Source organism: Pseudomonas sp. LAMO17WK12:I10 (genome assembly GCF_900215185.1).
Lineage (GTDB): Bacteria > Pseudomonadota > Gammaproteobacteria > Pseudomonadales > Pseudomonadaceae > Aquipseudomonas > Aquipseudomonas chlororaphis.
The window spans coordinates 62188-75761 of the sequence record NZ_OBDX01000014.1 but is presented as its reverse complement, the minus strand read 5'-3'; the positions used below and the strand labels follow the sequence as shown (position 1 = coordinate 75761).

At 63.3% G+C, this 13574-nt stretch carries 15 protein-coding genes; 11 read left to right on the top strand and 4 right to left on the bottom strand.

Translation table 11 applies throughout. The features are described from left to right. Positions 1–81: 81 nt before the first annotated feature. The 5 genes from CRO75_RS16670 to CRO75_RS16650 all read left to right on the top strand — a co-directional run bounded on the left by CRO75_RS16670 (position 82) and on the right by CRO75_RS16650 (position 4076). On the top strand, positions 82–798 hold the full coding sequence (locus CRO75_RS16670) for a TetR family transcriptional regulator (RefSeq protein WP_009042355.1): 717 nt from the start codon (positions 82–84) through the stop codon (positions 796–798). 63 nt (positions 799–861) lie between these two features. Further along, on the top strand, positions 862–1407 hold the full coding sequence (locus CRO75_RS16665; RefSeq protein ID WP_097136876.1) for a hypothetical protein: 546 nt from the start codon (positions 862–864) through the stop codon (positions 1405–1407). Positions 1408–1440: 33 nt separating this feature from the next. Beyond that, on the top strand, positions 1441–2718 hold the full coding sequence (locus tag CRO75_RS16660; protein WP_097136874.1) for a flavohemoglobin expression-modulating QEGLA motif protein: 1278 nt from the start codon (positions 1441–1443) through the stop codon (positions 2716–2718). Positions 2719–2835: 117 nt separating this feature from the next. Beyond that, a complete protein-coding gene (locus tag CRO75_RS16655) occupies positions 2836–3753 on the top strand; it encodes an alpha/beta hydrolase (protein WP_007927967.1) in 918 nt (305 codons plus the stop codon). After that, entirely contained in the window at positions 3750–4076 is a 327-nt protein-coding gene (locus CRO75_RS16650) for a hypothetical protein (protein ID WP_009042358.1), read from the top strand. The genes CRO75_RS16655 and CRO75_RS16650 overlap by 4 nt, the downstream gene beginning before the upstream one ends. A 108-nt stretch (positions 4077–4184) precedes the next feature. Here the strand turns inward: CRO75_RS16650 and CRO75_RS16645 are convergent, their stop codons facing one another. From CRO75_RS16645 to CRO75_RS16635, 3 genes are all read right to left on the bottom strand, one after another. Continuing rightward, the gene (locus CRO75_RS16645; protein WP_097136872.1) at positions 4185–4973 is read right to left on the bottom strand and encodes an OmpA family protein; all 789 of its coding nucleotides are present in this window, start codon (positions 4971–4973) and stop codon (positions 4185–4187) included. A 53-nt stretch (positions 4974–5026) separates the two neighbouring features. Further along, positions 5027–5440 (bottom strand): DUF4398 domain-containing protein, encoded by a 414-nt coding sequence (locus CRO75_RS16640; protein WP_007927961.1) that lies wholly within the window; start codon positions 5438–5440, stop codon positions 5027–5029. Between the two features lie 283 nt (positions 5441–5723). Next, positions 5724–6068: a hypothetical protein gene (locus CRO75_RS16635; RefSeq protein WP_007927959.1), complete on the bottom strand. Its 345-nt coding sequence runs from the start codon at positions 6066–6068 to the stop codon at positions 5724–5726. Between the two features lie 240 nt (positions 6069–6308). Here CRO75_RS16635 and ppc point away from each other — a divergent pair, with 240 nt between their 5' ends. The 6 genes from ppc to CRO75_RS16605 all read left to right on the top strand — a co-directional run bounded on the left by ppc (position 6309) and on the right by CRO75_RS16605 (position 12858). After that, positions 6309–8939 (top strand): phosphoenolpyruvate carboxylase, encoded by a 2631-nt coding sequence (gene ppc, locus CRO75_RS16630; RefSeq protein ID WP_097136870.1) that lies wholly within the window; start codon positions 6309–6311, stop codon positions 8937–8939. 289 nt (positions 8940–9228) lie between these two features. Beyond that, positions 9229–9876, top strand: coding sequence for an adenylate kinase (adk, locus tag CRO75_RS16625; RefSeq protein WP_007927955.1), 648 nt, complete (start codon positions 9229–9231; stop codon positions 9874–9876). 98 nt (positions 9877–9974) lie between these two features. Next, positions 9975–10649 (top strand): tRNA (adenosine(37)-N6)-threonylcarbamoyltransferase complex dimerization subunit type 1 TsaB, encoded by a 675-nt coding sequence (tsaB, locus tag CRO75_RS16620; protein ID WP_007927952.1) that lies wholly within the window; start codon positions 9975–9977, stop codon positions 10647–10649. A 186-nt stretch (positions 10650–10835) separates the two neighbouring features. Further along, complete coding sequence (locus CRO75_RS16615) at positions 10836–11138, top strand: hypothetical protein (protein ID WP_009042362.1); 303 nt, start codon at positions 10836–10838, stop codon at positions 11136–11138. Continuing rightward, a complete protein-coding gene (locus tag CRO75_RS16610; protein ID WP_097136868.1) occupies positions 11138–11998 on the top strand; it encodes a DUF72 domain-containing protein in 861 nt (286 codons plus the stop codon). Before CRO75_RS16615 ends, CRO75_RS16610 begins: the two co-directional genes overlap by 1 nt. Positions 11999–12030: 32 nt before the next feature. Continuing rightward, positions 12031–12858, top strand: a complete 828-nt coding sequence (locus CRO75_RS16605; RefSeq protein WP_097136866.1) for an isocitrate lyase/phosphoenolpyruvate mutase family protein — start codon at positions 12031–12033, stop codon at positions 12856–12858. Positions 12859–12921: 63 nt separating this feature from the next. Here CRO75_RS16605 and CRO75_RS16600 read toward each other — a convergent pair whose 3' ends face one another. Next, positions 12922–13542, bottom strand: coding sequence for an energy transducer TonB (locus CRO75_RS16600; protein ID WP_177409757.1), 621 nt, complete (start codon positions 13540–13542; stop codon positions 12922–12924). Positions 13543–13574 lie beyond the last annotated feature (32 nt).

Below are 13574 nucleotides of genomic sequence, written 5' to 3'. Positions count from 1 at the left end.
CCGCTAACAGGCGGCTTTTTATTGTCTGTGTGGCACTGACGTACTGCTTTTTTCATTTTTTATGTGAGAGGAATACCTGTCGTGAACCGTGCAATTGCTCAAGAAGGTGCAGCTGGCATCGCCACTGCGGTCGCTGAAAGTGTTCAGTACCAGGGTCGCAAGGCCAGCCGACAGGGCAGTGAGCAACGTCGCCAGGATATTCTCGACGCTGCCATGCGCATCGTCGTGCGCGATGGCGTGCGCGCCGTACGCCATCGCGCGGTCGCCGCCGAAGCCGGTGTGCCGCTGTCGGCCACCACCTACTACTTCAAGGATATCGATGACCTGCTCACCGATACCTTTGCCCAATACGTCGAGCGCAGCGCCGCCTTCATGGCCAAGCTGTGGGCCAACAACGAGGGCTTGCTGCGGGAGATGGTCGCCTATGGCGACGGCAGCCCGGAGTCCCGCGCGCAACTGGCCGATGACATTGCCCGCCTGACCGCCGATTACGTGCAGCGCCAACTGCACAACCGCCGCGAGCATCTGATGGCCGAGCAGGCGTTTCGCCAGGAAGCGCTGCTTAACCCGCGCCTGGCGCTGCTGGTACGTTCCCACCAGCAGATCCTGCTGCAGGGCACCTGCCAGTTTTTCCAGGTATTGGGTTCCCGCGAGCCGCAACAGGATGCCAAAGTGTTGACGTCTATAATCGGACGGATGGAATATCAGGGCCTGCTCAATGGGGCAGAGCCTCTGGCCGACGAGGACATGCTGGGCATTCTGACCCGGTACATGCACCTGGTATTGGCCTCGGTGTGATCCGCCCGCCCGAACGCAGGCTGCGCTAGCGGCTACGGGGCGACTGCTGATAGGGAGTGTTGAATGAAAGCCTGGCGCGTTGTGATCGCCTTGTCGTTCCTGCTGCTCAGCGGCTGCCTGGTGTCCTTCAAGGAGCCTTTGCCGGCCGATCAGGCGGCGCCCGTGGCGCTGCTTGGCAAATGGACCAGCAAGAATGCCTGGGGCGAACCGCTCACCCTGCAACTGAGCCGCATCGGCAACAACCGCTACAAGGCCGTCACTTCCGTCAAGGCCAAGCCGCAGCAGCACGCTACTTACGAGTTCACCGTTTCCCGCCACGGCAGCCGCTGGTATCTCTCGGCGGCGGTGCCCCAGGCGCTCGGTGGGCACTTCACTATCGCCGGTTTCGAGTTGACCGACGAACACGAGCTGGTGCTCTACCAGCTCGATCTCGAGCAGATCAATCAGGCCCGCGGGCAGAACGCCCTGCGGGGCGAACCGTTCGACACCAAGGACGGCGAGGGCGTGCTGATCGACAGCGCGCTGCCACAGGTTTTCGCCTATCTGGACGATCCCGCCAACTCTGACGTGTTCGTCGAGGCGGCGCGCTTCCAGCGGGCAGGCAAGTAAACGCAGTACAGACGTTTTAACGGGAGTTTTGGGGTGGACGATTACCAGCAGACGATACGCACCTTGTCCGATCGCATTGTGCTGGCACAGACGCCGATCCGCGTACTGGATGCGGTGAAGTGGGATGACAACATCCGCAAAGGTTTCCTCAAGGCCAATGGCAAGGAAATGCCGGCGGTGGACCGCGCCTATTACGAAGGCCGGCCGCTGTCTTTCGACTCCAGCGCGGTGAAGCTGGAGTTCCAGAACATCGAGCGTGACATCACCCGGCAACTGGGTCAGTTCAACCCGGTGGGGCAGATCATGCGGCGCATGTGCAAGGAGTACCGCATGGTGGTGCGGATGCTCGAGGCCCGTGGCACCGAGGACTTCGGGCTGATATCCCAGGAGCTCTACGGCGCGGCCTCCGACGCCTTTCATGCCGGCGACCCGACCCTGGCCGACCTGGGCCTGATGCTCTCGGATTACCTGAACAATATCGACGGCCGTGGCGATCTCAAGGACGAACCCAAGACCCTGATCGCCAAGGAAGCGGTGAACCTGCTGCAAAGCCGGCTGAACAAGGTGTTCGGCGAGGCCGAGGAAACCATCCGGGTCTTCGAGTCCGATGGCATAGTCGCGGACGCGGCGGCCGGCGCCGACTACATCAAGATCCGCGCCGACGCGCTGTTCAACGATCGCGATGTGCGCGCCCTGGAAGTCCACGAAGGCCTGGTCCACGTGGGCACTACCCTCAACGGCCTGAACCAGCCGATCTGCACCTTCCTGTCCAAGGGCCCGCCCTCGTCGACCGTGACCCAGGAAGGCCTGGCGATCCTGATGGAGATCATTACCTTCGCCTCCTACCCGAGCCGTCTGCGCAAGCTGACCAACCGCACTCGCGCCATTCACATGGTGGAGGAGGGCGCGGACTTCCTGCAGGTGTTCGAGTTCTTTCGCGAGCAGGGTTTCGAAATGGCCGAAAGTTATGGCAATGCCAGCCGGGTGTTCCGCGGTTCGGTGCCGACGGGCCTGCCATTCACCAAAGACTTGTCCTATCTCAAGGGCTTCATCATGGTTTACAACTACATTCAGTTGGCCGTGCGCAAGGGCAAGCTCGAGCAGATACCTTTGCTGTTCTGCGGCAAGACCACCCTGGAGGACATGCGGACCCTGCGCCAGTTGGTCGACGAAGGCCTGGTGGTGCCGCCCAAGTACCTGCCGGACCAGTTCCGCGACATGAACGCGCTGTCGGCCTGGATGTGCTTCTCCAACTTCCTCAATCACCTGAGCCTGGACCGGATCGAGGCGGATTACTCGAACATCCTGTAACCCCCCTGTGTAGGAGCGAACTTGCTCGCGATGGCGATGTGCCTGACACCACGTATCGCGGGCAAGCTCGCTCCTACGGGGGGCGTTTTTTCACCCTCGGCATAAGGCTTCAAACGGATGCGAGTCCTCAGCATTGTCTGCCTGCTGCTGACCCTGAGCGGTTGCAGCTCGCTGCTGTTCTATCCCGAGCGGGGCCTGCCGTTCACCCCGGACAAGGCCCGGCTCGACTACCGCGACGTCACCCTGACCGCCGCCGACGGCACGCGCCTGCATGGCTGGTGGCTGCCGGCCAAGGCCGGGGTGCCGGTCAAGGGCACGGTGCTGCACCTGCACGGCAATGGCGGCAACCTGTCCGGGCACCTCGGTGGCAGCTGGTGGTTGCCGGAGCAGGGCTATCAGGTGCTGCTGGTGGACTACCGTGGCTACGGGGTGTCGCAAGGCAAACCGAGCCTGCCGGCGATCTACCAGGACGTCGACGCGGCCTTCCAGTGGCTGGACCGGGCGCCCGAGGTCCAGGGCAAGCCGCTGATCGTCCTGGGCCAGAGCCTGGGCGGCGCCCTGGCCATCCACTATCTGGTGGAGCAGCATCCGGAACGCCAGCGCCAGCTCAAGGCCATTGTCTTCGACGGGGTACCGGCCAGTTACCGCGAGGTGGGCCGTTTTGCCCTGAGCACGTCCTGGATGACCTGGCCGTTCCAGGTGCCGCTGTCGTGGCTGGTGCCCGATGGCGACAGTGCGATCAAGGCCATGGCGCGCCTGGATGGCGTGCCCAAGCTGATCTACCACAGCATCGACGATTCCCTCGTACCGCTTTCCAACGGCATCCGTCTGTATCAAGCTGCGCCCCCGCCCAGGGTGCTGCAGCTGACCCGAGGCGGTCATGTGCAGACCTTCGCCGACCCGGTCTGGCGCCAGGTGATGTTGCGTTACCTTGAGGATCCGCAGCATTTCAACGGCCTGCGCCGCCTGGGGGAAATCCCCAATTACCCCACACCTTTGAATCCAGTCGTAGAACCTCCAGAGAGTCCGCAATGAGCGAAGAACGTAACGCCATCCCCCTGATCATCACCGGTATCTGCAGCATCCTCGGCACCGTGGCGTGCCTGTGGTACTACGGCTACCTGCATTTCGCCAAGCCGGAGGATGCATTGCTGCTCAACGATTTCACCATGCTCAAGACCGTGCCCGGCGAAGACTACAAGGTGTCCCTGGAGCCGGCCGCCGAGGTGGCGCAATGCATCGATGGCGTGCTGGTGCTGTTCGACACCGAGCAGAAGGGGTTGACGGGCGTGCTGATCAACAACAAGAAGCGCGCCGTGCGCTGCATGGGCCAGGAAACCCCGAAGCTGGAGCAGTGACCGAAAGGCTTGCCAGCGCAAGCCGCGATCCGGTTGCCGGATAAAAAAGCCCCGCCGATCAAGGCGGGGCTTTTTATTGGGTGCGCGGTTTATCGCGCGGGGCCGGGCTTAGTTGGCGCTGATGGCCGAACGTGGCGCGACCGGCTGGTTGTCGTTGGAAATGGTCACTTCCACGCGACGGTTCATGGCGCGCCCGGAAACACTGCCGTTGTCGGCAACCGGATATTCCTTGCCATAACCCTGGGCGACGACGCGTGCCGGATCGACACCCATCTTGATCAGGGCGACCTGTACCGAAGTGGCGCGGCGCTCGGACAGCGACTGGTTGTAAGCCGCGCTGCCGGTGCTGTCGGTGTAGCCTTCGACTATCACTTTGCGGTCAGGGTTGTCGCGCAGGAACTGCGCCAGCTTGTTGATGTTGACCAGGCCGCCGGATTTCAGGTCGGCCTTGTTGGTGGCGAACAGTACGTCACCGAAGGTCACCAGCGTACCGCGGTCGGTCTGCTTGGCGTTGAGGCTCGATTGCAGTTGCTTGATCTGCGCGTCGCGGGCATCCAGAAGCGCCTTGGCGCGCTGGTCGCCGGCGTCCTTGAGCTGGGTTTCCGCGGTGCGCAGGGCGATGGTCTGCTTGGCCACTTCAATCCGCTGGTTGGTCAGGTAGGCCAGTTGGTCGACCTTCTTTTCGTCCTCCTTGTTCAGGTAGGCCTTGTCGGCCTTGTCCAGCCATTCGCTGGCGTCCTTGGTTTCCAGGGCCGCCACCTTGGTGGCCTGCGGATTGGCCTGCAGGGCGGAGTAGTTGGTCCGGGCGTTTTCCAGGTTGGCGTTAGGTGGGGTGGAGCATGCCGCCAGCGCCACGCTCAGGGCCAACAGGGCAGGGATCATCAGTTGTTTACGCATAATGGTTTCGTCCTTTTATCGATTGCGAATACGTGGGAATCGGCGCTCGCGGCTCATTGCACGCTGCGCATGCCTTCCTGACGTAGTTCCTGAACGCCTTTCTGAGAGTCCTTCAATGCCTGTTCGGCCTTGGCTGCCTGAGCCTTGCGCTCGGCGACGCGGGCGTCCCATTCGGCCTGCTCGGCCAGACGCCGGGCTTCGTCGTAGTTCTTGTCGTGCATGGCGAGCTCGGCTTGCTTGAGCTTGTCCTGAGCCGATTTCATTTCCACCGCGGCAAATTCGGTACCGCCTGCGCTGACTGCGCTGTTGACCGCAGATTGCGTCACCGCGTATTGCTCGCTTGGCGGATTACCGGCGCAACCGGCCAGGACCAGGCTGCTACCGAGAGCCAGCGCGGCCAGTTTCAGCCCGCGCAGAGAGGTTGACGAGGATTTGGCAGTGCTGATCTTCATGGTCTTCAACTCCATTGGATAACTCCTGAAAAACATCAAAATCCATCCCGGTTCCGACGCCGTAACGCTGAGTGACAAGGCTGAGGGCGTTGAAAATGAAACGGCCGTTCCAGTGATGGTTATTGGCTGTGACCCGAGGCTTTTTTGAATAGTTCAGAGAAGATGGCTTATTGCCCGGAAATTTCCTGACTGTGTGGACAAGGCTCTAAATAAGGAACTTTTGCCGTGCGCAGGGGTACTCCTGACCCGATCCGGGGTCAGGAATAACGCTCTTATCGGTGAGAAATGCGGGCGTGGATCAGTGTTTCTGCTCGTCTGCCTGAGCCGACAGATCGTGCAGATAACGCCGCGACAGGGCGAGAAAACGCGGGGTAGGACCGATGTCTTCGTAGAGTGGATCGCCTTCTTCGTCGGTGGCGACCACATGCTGGCCCTGGACATAAGGGAAGCTGGTTTCGAGTTCCTCCAGGGCGGCCCCGATCAGTTCGCCGAGCAGTTCCTCGGTCCGGCGTTTGGGGTACATTTCGGAAATTGCCGCCAGGCGTGCGGCGGCTTCGACATCCAGATAGATCGTGTAGCCGGTCTGGGTCAGGCGACCCTTGGCGTTTTCTTCCCAGTGTTGCGCGAGCTCACGGATTTTCATGGCAACCTCAATGAACACCTGCTTGTGGCAGGGCTTGGTGAGTGACCGGCCTGTGCCGGCGCTAAGCCGTTGTGCGGCTTACTCTTGAGACTAGCTCCATCGTGCAAGGTTTAAAGGCGCTTCGTCGTGCACCGGCGTTGCCCGCAGCTGTTCGCGTCAAGACCGCCCTTGCTAATAGCCATGTGCTGGCGGCACTCTTGGGGCTTACCAGGAGCCCCGAGTCCGCTGGAGAACAGGTAGATGACCGATATTGATGCGCGCTTGCGCGAAGATGTTCACCTGCTGGGTGAGCTGTTGGGCAACACCATTCGTGAACAGTATGGCGAGGGTTTCCTCGACAAGATCGAACAGATTCGCAAGGGTGCCAAGGCCGACCGGCGCGGTTCGCTGGATGCCGAACTCAGCGCCAGCCTCAACCAACTCAGCGAGGACGAATTGCTGCCGGTGGCGCGGGCATTCAACCAGTTCCTCAACCTGGCCAACATCGCCGAGCAGTACCAACTGATTCACCGTCGCGAGGAGACGCAGCCGGCGCCGTTCGAGTCGCGGGTGCTGCCGGAACTACTGGCGCGCCTGCGGGCCGAAGGCCATGGCGCCGAGGCGCTGGCCCGGCAGTTGGGGCGGCTGGAGATCGAGCTGGTGCTGACCGCCCACCCCACCGAAGTCGCCCGCCGCACGCTGATCCAGAAATACGATGCCATCGCCGCGCAACTGGCCGCCCAGGACCATCGCGACCTCACTTCGGCCGAGCGCGGGCAGATCCAGACACGCTTGCAGCGGCTGATCGCCGAGGCCTGGCACACCGAAGAAATCCGCCGTACCCGGCCGACCCCGGTGGACGAAGCCAAGTGGGGCTTCGCGGTGATCGAGCATTCGCTGTGGCAGGCCATCCCCAACTATTTACGCAAGGCCGACCAGGCTTTGCACGCGGCCACCGGCATGCATTTGCCGCTGGAGGCGGCGCCGATCCGCTTCGCTTCGTGGATGGGCGGCGACCGTGATGGCAACCCCAATGTCACCGCGGCGGTGACCCGCGAGGTGCTGTTGCTGGCGCGCTGGATGGCCGCCGACCTGTACCTGCGCGATGTCGATCAACTGGCTGCCGACCTGTCCATGCAGCAGGCCAACGCGGCGCTGCGGACCCTGGCCGGCGACAGCGCCGAACCCTATCGCGCGGTGCTCAAGCAACTGCGCGAGCGCCTGAGGGCCACCCGCAACTGGGCCCAGGCTTCGTTGAGCGGTAGCGTGCCAGCGACTGCGCAGGTCTTGCAGAGCAACCGCGAGCTGCTGGACCCGCTGGAGCTCTGCTATCAGTCCCTGCATGAATGCGGCATGGGGGTGATCGCCGACGGACCGTTGCTCGACTGCCTGCGCCGCGCGGTGACCTTCGGCCTATTCCTGGTGCGCCTGGACGTGCGTCAGGATTCCTCGCGGCACACCGCGGCCATGACCGAAATCACCGACTACCTGGGCCTGGGCCGCTACGGCGACTGGAGCGAGCAAGAGCGCATCGATTTCCTGATGCGCGAACTGGGCAGTCGCCGTCCGCTATTGCCCGGTTATTTCAAGCCGTCGGCCGACACCGCCGAAGTGCTGGCGACCTGCCGGGAAATCGCCGCGGCTCCGGCGGCTTCGTTGGGCTCCTATGTGATCTCCATGGCCGGCGCGGCATCCGATGTGCTCGCCGTGCAACTGCTGCTCAAGGAAGCAGGTGTGCTGCGGCCGATGCGCGTGGTGCCGCTGTTCGAAACCCTGGCCGACCTGGACAACGCCGGCCCGGTGATCGAGCAGTTGCTGCTTCTGCCAGGCTATCGTTCGCGCCTGCAGGGCCCGCAGGAAGTGATGATCGGTTATTCCGACTCGGCCAAGGATGCCGGCACTACCGCTGCCGCCTGGGCGCAGTACCGGGCCCAGGAAAAACTGGTGGATATCTGTCGTGAGCAGCAGGTCGAGCTGCTGCTGTTCCATGGTCGCGGTGGCACCGTGGGGCGTGGCGGCGGCCCGGCCCACGCGGCGATCCTGTCACAACCGCCGGGATCGGTGGCGGGGCGCTTCCGTACCACCGAGCAAGGGGAAATGATTCGTTTCAAATTCGGCCTGCCGGACATCGCCGAGCAGAACCTCAATCTCTACCTGGCGGCGGTGCTGGAAGCGACCTTGCTGCCGCCGCCCCTGCCGCAACCGGCCTGGCGCGACCTGATGGACGAACTGGCCGACGATGGGGTGAAAGCCTATCGCGCGGTGGTGCGGGAGAACCCGCAGTTCGTCGAGTATTTCCGCCAGTCCACGCCGGAGCAGGAACTGGGCCGCCTGCCATTAGGCAGCCGGCCGGCCAAGCGGCGCGCCGGTGGCATCGAAAGCCTGCGGGCCATCCCGTGGATTTTCGGCTGGACCCAGACCCGCCTGATGCTGCCGGCCTGGCTGGGCTGGGAAACCGCCCTGAGCAAGGCCCTGGAGCGCGGGGAGGGCGAGTTGCTGGGGCAGATGCGCGAACAGTGGCCGTTTTTCCGCACGCGCATCGACATGCTGGAGATGGTGCTGGCCAAGGCCGACGCGGATATCGCCCGTTCCTACGACGAACGATTGGTCGAACCGGCGCTGCTGCCATTGGGTGCGCATTTACGCGACTTATTGTCGCAGGCGTGTTCGGTGGTCTTGGGGCTGACCGGTCAGTCGCAGTTACTGGCACATAGCCCCGACACCCTGGAGTTCATTCGCCTGCGCAATACCTACCTGGACCCGCTGCATCTATTGCAGGCCGAACTGCTGGCCCGTTCGCGACGCCAGGACGGCGCCCAGGACAGCCCGGTGGAACAGGCGCTGCTGGTGTCTGTGGCGGGGATTGCCGCCGGTTTGCGCAATACCGGCTAAGGTAATCGCCGGGGTTTTCAGTGGCTTGGCACGGTACTTCGAGCGCTGGCCCGAGAGGGCTGGCGACCGTCGCCAGGCGACACTTTGTTATGGGGTTGCGACCAGCAATACCCTGTCGCCAGGGCATAAAGGCGGCGGGTTGCTCCGACTTTCGGCTGCTTGTGTGCGCTGTGTCGGCTGTGTATCTTGATCAGCCTTTGGCCGTTTGGGCGGCCACTATCCCATTTCCGAGATTGGCCCCACGAGGCGAATCCGAGCGTTTCTAAATAAAAAATTGAGGAGCACATCGATGCGCGTAATTCTGCTGGGAGCTCCCGGGGCCGGTAAAGGTACTCAGGCAAAGTTCATCACCGAAAAATTCGGCATTCCGCAAATCTCCACCGGCGACATGCTGCGCGCAGCGGTCAAGGCCGGCACCGAGCTGGGCCTGAAAGCCAAGAGCGTGATGGACGCCGGTGGTTTGGTCTCCGATGACCTGATCATCAACCTGGTCAAGGAACGCATCAGCCAGGCCGATTGCGCCAAGGGTTTCCTGTTCGACGGCTTCCCACGCACCATTCCTCAGGCCGAAGCGCTGGTCAAAGCCGGCGTCGAGCTGGACAACGTGGTCGAGATCGCCGTCGACGACGAAGAGATCGTCCAGCGTATCGCCGGTCGCCGTGTGCACGAGGCCTCGGGCCGCGTTTACCACACCGTCTACAACCCGCCGAAAATCGCCGGTAAAGACGACATCACCGGCGAAGACCTGGTCCAGCGTAAAGACGACACCGAAGAAACCGTGCGTCATCGCCTGTCGGTCTACCACTCCCAGACCAAGCCGCTGGTGGAGTTCTACCAGAGCCTGGCCGCCAGCCAGGGCAAGCCGAAGTACAGCCACATCGCGGGCGTCGGTTCGGTCGAGTCGATCACCGGCAAGGTGCTCGAAGCGCTGAGCTGATCAGTCGTACCGGCTTGATCTTCAACGGCCCGCTTGCGGGCCGTTGCTGTTTATAATGCGTCACTTTTTTCAACTCCCTCTGCCTTATGGAAACATCGATGAGCACCTTGCTGGCCCTGGACACCGCGACTGAAGCCTGCTCGGTTGCCTTGCTGCACGACGGCAAGGTGACGAGCCACTACGAGGTGATCCCGCGCCTGCATGCACAGAAGCTGCTGCCGATGATCCAGAAACTGCTGGCCGATGCCGGCACCAGCCTGCAGGCCGTCGATGCCATTGCCTTCGGTCGCGGGCCTGGGGCCTTTACCGGTGTGCGGATCGCCATCGGCGTGGTCCAGGGCCTGGCCTTCGCCCTGGAGCGCCCGGTGCTGCCGGTGTCGAACCTAGCGGTGCTGGCGCAGCGCGCATTGCGCGAACACGGCGCGACCCAGGTGGCCGCCGCCATCGATGCGCGAATGGATGAGGTCTACTGGGGCTGCTACCGTGAAGTGGCCGGCGAGATGCGCCTGGCAGGGGCCGAAGCGGTGCTGCCGCCGGAAGCCGCTGCGTTGCCGGCGGACGCCAGCGGCGACTGGTTCGGCGCGGGCACCGGCTGGGGCTACGCCGAGCGTATCGGGGTCAATCTCAGTGGCCAGGACGCGGGCATGCTGCCCCACGCCGAAGATTTACTGACCCTGGCGCGCTTTGCCTGGGAGCGCGGCGAGGCGATCCCGGCGGACGAGGCGCAACCGGTGTACCTGCGGGACAAGGTGGCGACGCCAAAAGCGCGCTGACAGGCCGCTGCAGAGCTGTTCGCCACCACGAGTCTGCGTGGCGAGCGTGTCAATCGTCAGGTTTTCGTGCCAGTTTCCGGTGGCTTTTAAACCTTTTGCATTTTCTGTGTTCTAGTTATCACTCGGGCATTTGCGTAGTCGGCGAGGTGCCGCTAAATTGCCATCATCGATATCGAGCATGTGATTATGCGCATAGACGGCATTTCCTCTCAGTCCTACCCCATCAAGCGCAAGCCTCGCAAAGGCAGCGTGCTGCTGGACGACTCCCTTGAGGACGCAGATGCCGTCGAAGTCCAGCCCGAGACTCCAGCCCAGGCGCGCTCCCAGGCTTCCGCCGGACGCACCAGCAACCTGCCCGCCCGTCCACAGGACATGATCTTCCACCGCGCCATGAAAAGAAGCGTGGCCAATGCCCTGGCCAGCTACCTGACCACCGCCGGTTTCGTCGATTGGGATATGGAAGTGGTGGGTCTCGACCTGCACATCTGATGTTGCTGCCTTATTACCTCGGTTGTCCTTCCTGGAGCGAAAACGCCTGGCGTGAGTACCTGTACCCGGAAAGCGCGCGGCCGACGGACTTTCTCGGCCTGTATTGCCAGGTCTTCAATGCCGTGGAAGGCAATACCACCTTCTACGCGCGCCCCGCGGAGGCCACGGTGCAGCGCTGGGCGCAGACCATGCCCGAACATTTCCGCTTCACCGCCAAGTTTCCCGGCGACATCAGCCATGGCGGCGACCTGCGCGAACAATTGGGCGCGGCCGAGAGCTTCCTGCAGTTGCTCAGCCCGCTGGGCGAACGTGTTTCGCCGCTGTGGCTGCAACTGCCCGCGAGCTTCACACCGCAGCGCCTGGCGGAACTGGCGGGCTTTATCGACGCCCTGGAGCGGCGATTGGCGGTGGAAGTCCGGCATCGGGATTTCTTCGCCAAGGGCGATGCCGAGCGCATGCTCAACCGTCTGCTGCTGGATCGTGGCGTGGAGCGCATCTGCCTCGACCCGCGTGCCTTGTTCAGTTGCACGTCCAGCGAGCCGTCGGTGCTCCATGCGCAATCGAAGAAACCCAAGGTACCGCCGCGCCCGGCCGCCTTCACCCAGTTTCCCCAGGTGCGTTTTATCGGTCATCCGGAGCTTGAGGCCAACGATCCGTTCCTGGTGCCCTGGATCGACAAGGTCGCCGGCTGGATCGAGGAAGGGCGAACCCCCTACATCTTCCTGCACACCGCCGATAACCGCCTGGCCGCCGAGCTGGCGCGGCGTTTTCACGCGCGCCTGATGGAGCGCCTGCCTGGATTGCCGGCCTTGCCTGAGCTATACAGAGAGCCCGCCGCGGAGCAACTCGGCTTGCTCTGAGCGGGATCATTTCCTTGCCCAGGAGTCCGCCAATGGATGCGCAAACCCTTCGTGCCCAAACCTTCAAGGCCCTGCATGAGCGTGATCGGGCTTTCGTGATTCCCAACCCCTGGGACGCGGGCTCCGCCAAGATGCTGGCCAGCCTCGGCTTCGAGGCCCTGGCGACCACCAGCGCCGGTTTCGCTTTTTCCCTGGGGCGCCCCGACGCTGAAGGTGCCTTGTCCCTGGAGGACACCCTGGGCAACGTTCGCGCCATAGTCGGCGCCAGCAGCCTGCCGGTGGCGGTGGACCTGGAGAACGGTTTTTCCGACAGCCCCGAAGGCTGTGCCAGGACCCTGCGCCGAGCGGCCGCCTGCGGGGCGGTGGGTGGCTCCATCGAAGACGCCACGGGCCGGGCCGATGATCCGATCTATGACTTCAAGCTGGCGGTCGAGCGTATCGAGGCGTCGGTCGCCGCAGTGCGGCAATTGCCTTTTCCCTTTGTGCTCACGGCACGGGCGGAAAACCTGCTGCATGGCCGGCAGGACCTGCCGGACACCCTTCGCCGCCTGCAAGCCTATGCCGAGGCCGGTGCCGATGTGCTGTATGCGCCTGGGTTGCGCTCAGCCGAGGAAATCATCGCCGTGGTCCGCGCGGTGGCGCCCAAACCGGTCAACGTGCTGATGTCGGGCGGCCTGAAATTGACCCTGGCGCAGTTGGGCGAGCTGGGGGTGAAGCGGATCAGCGTCGGTTCGGCCCTGGCGCGGGCCGCCTATGGCGCCTTCTATCAGGCGGCGCAGGAAATCCGCGACCACGGCAGCTTCGACTTTGCCGACCAGGCGTTGCCGTTCGGGCAGATCAATCGGTTGTTCAAGGGCTGAGCGGTCGGGTTGCCGCTGGGCGCCATTGCCGGTAGTGGATCTGTCGCTGAAACCGGCTTGAGGTCAGGCGGCGATCCGCAGGTTCTGCAGGATCAGCGGACGCGCCCAGCCGGTATCGAAGTCGAACTGCTTCTGCTGCTCGATGAGCTCTTGCGGCGGGAAGGGCGGGAAGGGTTTGTCCAGCAGGTCCAGTTCGAATTCGGCGATTGGCAGGTGCAATGGCCGCGGCTGCGGCGCCGGGCCCGGCTCGGGCAGGGGCTGGCCGGCATTGAGGACGATAGGGCGCACCCAGCCGCTTTCGAAGTCTTGCTGGTGTTGCTGGGCGGCGATTTCTTCCGGCGGGAAGGGCGGAAACGGTTTGTCCAGCAGCTCGGTCTCGAACTCGGCGATCGGTAGGAACAACGGTTCCGGTGGACGGATCTCGGTGTCCTGGACGTCGCAATGACGCTGCGTAACGATTTGCGCCAGCAGGTCGCTGCCGCCATGGGGTTCGGTCGGGCCGTCCACGGCCACCGGAGAACTATCGTCAGTGACCTTCGCGCCATCGCCGCGTTGCTCGGCCAGCGCCTGGGCAAAAAAATCCTGCCACAGATGGCTGACGCCGCTCAGTGCCTGGGAATTTTTTAGGCCGTAATCGCCGTGGGGCGATATGACGCCAATGGATAAGCTTCGAATGTCTGACATTTCTCTCGGGTCGACGCTCAGCTCTGGCAAAA